The 6776-nt window shown below is 72.3% G+C and carries 6 protein-coding genes and 1 pseudogene; 3 read left to right on the top strand and 4 right to left on the bottom strand.

Annotated features, from left to right (window positions below):
• Positions 1–20 precede the first annotated feature (20 nt).
• On the bottom strand, positions 21–449 hold the full coding sequence (locus ACZ7L1_RS30340) for a hypothetical protein (RefSeq protein WP_471441571.1): 429 nt from the start codon (positions 447–449) through the stop codon (positions 21–23).
• Positions 450–852: 403 nt separating this feature from the next.
• Here ACZ7L1_RS30340 and ACZ7L1_RS30345 point away from each other — a divergent pair.
• Positions 853–2044, top strand: a pseudogene (locus ACZ7L1_RS30345) (MFS transporter).
• A 3-nt stretch (positions 2045–2047) separates the two neighbouring features.
• Here the strand turns inward: ACZ7L1_RS30345 and ACZ7L1_RS30350 are convergent.
• Positions 2048–3073, bottom strand: coding sequence for an alpha/beta fold hydrolase (locus ACZ7L1_RS30350; RefSeq protein ID WP_471441573.1), 1026 nt, complete (start codon positions 3071–3073; stop codon positions 2048–2050).
• A 275-nt stretch (positions 3074–3348) separates the two neighbouring features.
• Here ACZ7L1_RS30350 and ACZ7L1_RS30355 point away from each other — a divergent pair, with 275 nt between their 5' ends.
• Positions 3349–3573 carry a hypothetical protein gene (locus ACZ7L1_RS30355; protein WP_471441575.1) on the top strand — a complete coding sequence of 75 codons (225 nt, stop codon included), beginning with the start codon at positions 3349–3351 and terminating at the stop codon, positions 3571–3573.
• A gap of 13 nt (positions 3574–3586) precedes the next feature.
• Here ACZ7L1_RS30355 and ACZ7L1_RS30360 read toward each other — a convergent pair whose 3' ends face one another.
• The gene (locus ACZ7L1_RS30360; protein ID WP_471441577.1) at positions 3587–4342 is read right to left on the bottom strand and encodes a 4'-phosphopantetheinyl transferase family protein; all 756 of its coding nucleotides are present in this window, start codon (positions 4340–4342) and stop codon (positions 3587–3589) included.
• Positions 4287–5195 carry a metallophosphoesterase family protein gene (locus tag ACZ7L1_RS30365; RefSeq protein WP_471441579.1) on the bottom strand — a complete coding sequence of 303 codons (909 nt, stop codon included), beginning with the start codon at positions 5193–5195 and terminating at the stop codon, positions 4287–4289. Before ACZ7L1_RS30365 ends, ACZ7L1_RS30360 begins: the two co-directional genes overlap by 56 nt.
• Positions 5196–5527: 332 nt before the next feature.
• Between ACZ7L1_RS30365 and ACZ7L1_RS30370 the strand changes: the two genes are divergently transcribed.
• Positions 5528–6652 (top strand): ATP-grasp domain-containing protein, encoded by a 1125-nt coding sequence (locus ACZ7L1_RS30370; protein WP_471441581.1) that lies wholly within the window; start codon positions 5528–5530, stop codon positions 6650–6652.
• Positions 6653–6776: the final 124 nt, after the last annotated feature.

The following is a 6776-nucleotide window of genomic DNA, read 5'->3' on the forward strand; positions in this document are numbered from 1 at the left end:
TGGTCCCAAGGCCGGGGCGCTCACTTGAGTTCGATCACCAGGCCGAAGTCGTTGCCCTGGTGCCAGCCCGTGCTGATCTTCGGGCTGTGGTGGGTGTCGTCGGCCCAGCCGTAGAAGTGCGACCAGGTGACGTCGTCGCCGTACCAGTGGTCGTAGTCCGTCTCCGCGTACGCCTGGACGGCCTTGCCGTCGCGCTTGGTGTCCCACAGGTAGAAGGCACCAGAGGCGTACGACTCGCCGTTGACCTTCTTCGTGCACTCCATGTACTTGGCGGCGCCGCCGGTGATGTGGATCTCCTTCCAGCCGGAGCACTTGTTGGCCGCGGCCTCCACGTTCGCGGCGGACTGAGCCGACCGGGCGGACGGTGCGCCGGTCGCTGCCGGGGCGGCGGCGAGGCCACCCGCCAGGGCCAGTCCGGCGGCTACGAGGGCGATGCGCTTGCGTGACATCACAGTGGATCCCTTCCGTCGGCCGGCGGACGGTCCCCCGGTGGGTCCCTCATGGTCCGTCGGCACGACACCACCGTGCCCGGTCGCCCCGTCCCAACCCAGCGATCTTTGGGCGCATGACGCCCTTACGGGATCCCACCCCCTGTGACCTGCCGGGACGTCACCAAGGGTGGGGCGACGGCGGGACGGCTTCGCGGGATGTCCCTGCAGAACAGCAGAGCAGTCGGCGGCGGCGAACGCGGCGCCAGGCGGACGGTCGTGCGCAATTCCCTGCGCCGCACGGGACCCGCCGTCTACGATGCGCTGCCATGACCTGGCGACATTGATCCCGCAGCCATGCCTCCCGAGGGCCGCCTCGGATGCCCTGCTCCCGGCGTCCGAACTGTCCCTGCGGGAAGGCCTCATGACACTCTCACCTGCACGTGTGCCAGCCACCGGGGTCCGGCGGCTGACCGCGAAGCTGTACTGCTACGCGTTCCTGAACGACTTCGTCCTGCTCTACCCGGTGTACGCGCTGCTGTTCAGCGACACCGGTCTGCCGCTGTGGCAGATCTCCTCTCTCTTCGCCCTCTGGTCGATCACCGGCGTACTCCTGGAAATCCCTTCCGGCGCTTGGGCCGACACCCTCTCCCGTCGGCTGCTGCTGTGGCTCGGCCCGCTCCTCACCGCCGTCGCCTTCGCCCTGTGGGTGCTCGTCCCGTCGTACGGGGCCTTCGCCCTCGGCTTCGTCCTCTGGGGCGCCGGCGGAGCTCTCGGCTCTGGGGCGCTGGAGGCACTCGTGTACGACGAGTTGGGCCGACTCGGCGCCGCGGAGCGGTACGCCCGCGTCATGGGCCGGGTTCGTGCGGCCGGGCTGGTGGCCGTGATGGCGGCGATGGCGCTCGCCGGCCCGGTATTCGCCCTGGGCGGCTATCCGGCCGTCGGCGCGGCGAGCGCGCTGGCCTGCCTCCTGGCGGCGGCGACGGCGACCCGACTGCCGGAACACCGGGCGCCGGCCGCACGGGAGTGGCGACTGGGCCACGACGCTGCGGACCGGGCTCGCCGAGGCCCGAGCCAACCGGTCCGTACGCGGAGCCCTGCTGCTCGTCCCGGCCGTGGGCGCCGTATGGGGCGCGCTCGACGAGTACACCCCGCTCCTGGTACGGGGCACCGGCGTGCCCGACGAAGCCGTCCCCTATCTGCTCCTCCTCGTCTGGGCCGGGGCCACGACCGGTTGCCTCTCGGCCGGGGCGTGCGCACGCCTGGGCCGGGCCGGACTCGCCGGACTCCTCGCGGGCGCCGCGCTCGCCCTGGCCATCGGCGCAGCGCTGCGGACACCGGCCGGCCTCGTCCTCGTGGCCCTCGCCTTCGGTGGCTTCCAACTGGCCACGGTGCTGGCCGACGCCCGGCTCCAGGCGCGCATCGACGACGGACACCGGGCCACCCTCACCTCGGTGGCAAGCCTTGGCACCGACGTGGCGACGGTGGCGGTGTACGGCGCGTACGCGGCGGTCAGCTCGGCCACCACGCACAGCACCGCCTTCGTATGGGCCGCGCTGCCCTACCTGGTAACGGCCCTGCTGGTAGCGGCCGGTGGCCGTGCTTCAACCAGGTGATCGTCACGTGGCGCTGCGTTCGCTCGCCTCGCGTACGTCCCTGCCCGGCGCCCGGTTCCCGGACGTGCCGGGACGGCCGGCCCGCAGCAGCGCCCGCCAGTGGTCGCGGCTCCACTCCGCCGGGGGTGTGCCGCTGGTGAACTCCTCGACCAGGGCCAGGAAGCGCGGGGGGTCGGTGTGGAACGGGAAGTGGCCCGCGCCCTCGAAGATCTCCAGACGGCTGCCGGGCATCGCCTCGTGCGCCCGGTGGGCGTGCCGCACGGGCACCACACCGTCCCGGTCGCCCCAGATCAGCAGGGTGGGCATGCCCTCGGTCAGATAGCAGCGGTCGAGCATGGTGACCGCCTGGCCGCGCCAGTCGACCACGGCCCGCAGCGTGCGGATGAAGGCGCTGCGGGACGTCGCGTCCGGCAGCGCGTCCACCAGGGTCAGCAACTCCGCCGCGTCCTGGCCGAGATCGGTGTCGAGCAGCCGCATCAGGTGCGCGAACAGGCCGAGGTTGAGCCGCATACCGGGCAGGCGGAGCGTGGAGAGCATCAACTGCGCTCCGGGCAGGGAGGCGGCGCGCAGCACCGGGTTGACCTCCCGCCCCACTCCCCCCGCGCTGACCAGAATCAGCCGCTCGGTGCGTTCGGGGAACTGGTAGGCGAACTGCATGGCGACGCCGCCGCCCAGCGAGTGCCCCACCAGGGTCGCCGACTCGATGCCAAGGGCGGTGAGCAGATCGCGTATCCCGTTCGCGTACGCGGCCACGGAGTAGTCGGCGCGCGGTTTGTCGGAGGCTCCGTGGCCGAGCAGGTCCGGCGCGAGCACGGTGTGGGTACGGGCGAGGTCGGGAATCAGCTCCGCCCAGGTCGCCGAGGAGTCGCCGATGCCGTGGACGAGGACGAGCGCCGGGCCCTGGCCGACCAGACGATAGGCGCGCCGGTAACCGTGCACGATCCGGTGGCGCGTGCGCAGTTCGCCCTCGCCCACGGGGCGCAGCCCGGGGGCGGCGCGCCGCGAGCGGCCGCCCGGGACGTCCTCCACCGCCCACCTCCCTTCCGCCCGTCGCCGCGAAGGCGCGTGAAAGCCCTTGCTCCCCAGCGTAGGGGGCGTGTTCCCCGCTGGATTTCGGCCATGTTTCGCCTCGGCTAAGCGGGCGAACCCGCAGGGAGGCGAACCGGATTGTCAGTGGCGGACGGCAAGCTTGGGAGGTGCGCCCGAGGTGCGCGCGGCGGACGTCCGCGTACCGCCGGCGCGTGCCGTGCACGAACCGCCGCGCGACGCCCCGTCGAACGGCCGAAACCGGGGAGAGCCGACCGATGCCGACCGCCGTCCTGACCGACCGCCAGCGCGCCGCCGTGCAGGCCTATCTGCGTCTCCTGCACACCGTACGAGCCGCCTTCGACGGCCCGCCGGACGCGCACCGATCACCCGTGGTCCCGACCGCCGCGCTGGCCGAGGCGGACCGGGCCCTGGCGGAGGCGGGGCTCACGGGCACCGAGGAGGGGTTCTTCCGTCTGCTCGGCGACTGGTGCCCCCGATGACCCGGTGGACGACTCAGAAGTGGTGCACGACGACGGCCGTCGCGAGCAGGCCCCCGCGTACGGTCCAGCGACCGTCGAAGGCCTCGACGCGGCGGCCGTCGACCAGCGGACCCGGCACCAGGAGCCGTGCCCGGAAGCCGCCGGAGGCGTCCGGGGCGGCCCGGGAGCCGGACGGCTGCGATGCGGCCCCGGAGTCCGGCGAATCCGACGAGTCCGGGGCCCCGAGGGCGGTGCCCGGGTCGATCGCCACGTCGGCCTCGAGAAAGTCGAGCCACTTGCCGGTCAGGGGGAACCACGCCTTGTAGACCGACTCCTTGGCGCTGAACAGCAGCCGGTCCCAGTGGACGGAAGGACGGCTGTGGGCAAGACCCCGCAGCCGGGTCCGCTCGGTGGGCAGGGCCACCGCGTCCAGTACGCCGTCCGGCAGCCGGTCGTGGGGTTCGGCGTCGATGCCGAGCGAGGCTAGTTCGCCGGCCCGGACCAGTGCGGCGGCACAGTAGCCGTCGCAGTGCGTCATGCTGCCGATCAGCCCGTCCGGCCACCGCGGTGCGCCGCGCTCGCCGGGCAGGACCGGCTGCGGCGGGACTCCGAGCTTCTCCATGGCGTGCCGTGCGCAGGCCCGTACGGCGGTGAACTCCCGGCGCCGCTTGTCCACCGCCCGCGCTATGACCGCTTCTTCCTCGGGGTAGAGGCGGACGCCCTCACCGAGCGCGTCACGGCCGTGCGCCTCCACGACCGCGACCGGCCCCGGAAGCAGCTCCTCGATCACCTGCGTGGTCCTCCATCGGCAGAATGCGCCGCAGCTCCCCGGGCGGCTGCGGGCGCGGGCCCCATTCCCGGGGGTAGCCCAGGGACACCTCTTCGAAGCGGACGCCCTCGTGGTGGGTGGTCCGTGGGATGTGCAGGTGGCCGTAGACCATGCACGCCACCGGGAAGCGGCGGTGCCAGTCGGCGGTCAGGCGGGTACCGCACCACATGGCGAACTCGGGGTGGCGCAGGATGTCCGTCGGGTGCCGGTGAAGCGGGTAGTGGTTCACCAGCACCACGGGGAGATCGCCGGGGATCTCCGTCAGCCTGCGTTCGGTTTCGGCCACCCGGGCCCGGCACCACGCCTCGCGGCTGGGATAGGGGTCGGAATGCAGCAGGTGCTCGTCGGTGCACACGATCCGGGTGCTGTGCGCGTGGGCGAGCCCCTCCTCCTTGGTCGTGCATCCCGGCGGCAGGAACGAGTAGTCGTAGAGGAGGAACAGCGGGGCGACGACCGCCGGACCGCCCGTGCCCTGCCAGACCGGGTAGGGGTCCTCGGGTGTCGTCACGCCCAGCTCCCGGCACACGGCCACCAGGTGCTCGTACCGCTCGACGCCCCGCAGCGTGACGGTGTCCTTCTGGTGGGTCCACAGCTCGTGGTTGCCCGGTGCCCAGATCACCCTGCGGAAGCGGCCGGCGAGCAGCTCCAGGGCCCAGCGGATGTCGGCGACGGTCTCGGCCACGTCACCGGCCACCAGCAGCCAGTCCTCGTCCGACGTGGGCCGCATGTGCTCGACGAGGGAGCGGTTCTCGGCGTACCCGACGTGCAGGTCGCTGATGGCGAGCAGGCGTCCACGGCCGTCCGTCGACTCCACTCTCGCCCCTTTCGAGATCCGAATTGGCTCCACAAGACCACATCGGGCCGCGGACGGACAAGAGCGACCCGCGGCAGGTTCCCGGCCGTGACCGAAACAGCGTGCACCGGGTGCTCGGCCGTCCCGGAACACACCCCTCGCCGCCTGATCGAGAGCCGGGGAAAATCCGTAACACGCGCGTAGCGGTGGTGGCGCCCGGAAGGGCCTATGATCGCCCCAGCACATCCGTCGCGGACGCCGCAGAAGCGTACGCCGGTTCGGTGCACCTCCCTCTCCCCTGGCCGGGCACGGCCTGCTTCGCCCTGCCCGCACAACCGTGAAAGGCGGCCTGCATGGCCTCTCGCGTACGCGTCTGGCTCAACCGCACGTACGCGGAGAACGTGTTCTTCATGGATCAGCTGCGGAGAAATCCCAGCGACCGGGCCGTCGAGATCCACGCCACGCACGGTGACCCCGACTCGCCGGTCCTGGCCGCCGCGGACACCGCCGATCTGGAGCCGGAGGGCCTGTCCCCGGCCGCGTACGTGGAGTACGCCCTCGACCAGTGCGCACGGCGTGGCATCGATGTCTTCGTGCCCCGCCTGCACCAGTCGGCGATCGTGGCGCACCGCGCCGAGTTCGAAGCGGTGGGTACGGCGCTGCTGGCGCCGCCGCCGAAGGCCGTGGCCGTCTTCGAGGACAAGGTGATCGCCTACGAGGCCGTGCAGGCGATCGGTGTGCCCGTGCCGCCGTGGTTCCGGGCGCGGTCGGCGGACGAACTCGTCGCCGCGGTGGAGGAGTTGGAGGCCGACGGGCACAAGGCGTGCTTCAAGCCGGCGTCCGGTGCGGGCGGGGTGGGCTTCCGGGTCGTCACGCGCGCCCCCTTCTCGCTCGTGCACCTCACCGGCTTCCCCAGCCCCTACGTGCCGCTGGACCTGGTCGTGGAGACGCTGCAGCAGGCCGACGAGCCGGTCGACTGGCTGGTGATGCCGCGCCTGGAGCAGCCGGAGGTGTCGGTGGACTGCCTCACCGGGCCGGACAACCGGGTGCGGCTGGCCATCGGCCGCACCAAGAACGGCCGTCGGCGCGGCTTCACGCAGCACGAGCAGTGGCTGGAGCCGGCGCGGCGGATCGCGGAGGGGTTCGGGCTGCACTACCTGTCCAACATCCAGTTCCGGATGTTCGGCGAGCGGCCCGTGCTCATGGATGTCAACACACGCCCGGCCGGCGGCTTGCACCAGCTGTCCCTGTGCGGGGTCAACGCACCTTGGGCGGCTGTGCAGTTGGCGCTCGGGGAGGATCCCGGGGAGATCACGCCGCCGTTCCTGGGGCAGGACTACACGGTGGTGTCGGGGCCGCGACCGCTTCGACCGGTGTCGCTGCCGCAACAGCGGGTCGAGCAGGCGGAGCCGTTGCTGCCGACGGTTCCTGCGCCCGTCGAGACGGTCGAAGCAGCGGCGGAGGCACTGCCGCTGTAGGTTCGTCGGCCGTGTGCGGGGCTCGGTCGCGTGACTCCTCCCCCGGCTGAAGCCGGGGGCTTCTCGCTATGCCGGGTTGGCGTCGCGACGGACCAGCCCGGCCCGTAGAACGTTCAGAGCACCC

It is taken from the genome of Streptomyces sp. NPDC107546 (assembly GCF_055639175.1).

What these genes read in the sequence shown, in the direction of transcription:
- ACZ7L1_RS30340 (WP_471441571.1), bottom strand. Translation starts at nt 449, where the DNA reads ATGTCACGCAAGCGCATCGCCCTCGTAGCCGCCGGACTGGCCCTGGCG.
- ACZ7L1_RS30355 (WP_471441575.1), top strand. Translation starts at nt 3,349, where the DNA reads ATGCCGACCGCCGTCCTGACCGACCGCCAGCGCGCCGCCGTGCAGGCC.
- ACZ7L1_RS30370 (WP_471441581.1), top strand. Translation starts at nt 5,528, where the DNA reads ATGGCCTCTCGCGTACGCGTCTGGCTCAACCGCACGTACGCGGAGAAC.